1 protein-coding gene is annotated in these 673 nt (G+C 35.1%); it reads right to left on the bottom strand.

Features of this window, described 5'->3' with window-relative positions; translation table 11 throughout:
- The coding region (locus BGL89_RS00470; protein WP_353743899.1) for a type IIL restriction-modification enzyme MmeI at nt 1-673 on the bottom strand (673 nt) is incomplete at both ends.

The raw sequence follows: 673 nt of genomic DNA, 5'->3' as shown, positions 1-673 counted from the left end.
TCTTTTGGATTCATTACCGCTTGAAACATAGAGCCAAAAATAGCAGGAGAAATTTTTCCCCAATCAAAAGCACAAGCTTCTAATAACATGAATCGCATCTTGCTATCAAAAGCCGCTAAAGGTAACGACTCCTCAAATAACTTGCCATTTATGTAGGGAAATTGAGTTAAATTCTCATCGAGATTTTTTAATCTTTTTGCTTCTGGTGTATTCAAAACCTGAAAAATAGAAGCGATGTGCATCGCCAAATCACTGCCATCTTCTTTGGTATGTAGATCAATATATTCCCAGAAAATACCCTGATTAAAAATACCCGTATCATCGGCAAATAAACAAAATAATAACCGCACTAGATAAACTTCCAAATCATGCCCCATATAACCAATTTCTTTCAGGCAATCATGAAGTTTTCCCATTAACTCGGCTGCTTGAAGATTGACGGGATCTTCGTCTTTATAAACTCGCTTTTCGTAACCTGCGATAAAATCAAATAAATGAACATTATCAACAAAATTACTTAATTCAAATTCCGCTTCATTACCCGCATCTAAATCATATAATTTAAACCGTTGAAAATCCGATACTAAAATATAACGCGGTAACTCATGTTCCTTTAAATTGGGGAAATAATCCTTAGCCTGTTGTGTGGCTTTTTCTAAATCTTTCCCCTTCG

Source organism: Microcystis sp. LSC13-02 (genome assembly GCA_002282935.1).
Lineage (GTDB): Bacteria > Cyanobacteriota > Cyanobacteriia > Cyanobacteriales > Microcystaceae > Microcystis.
This window is presented reverse-complemented; position numbering and strand designations above follow the sequence as displayed.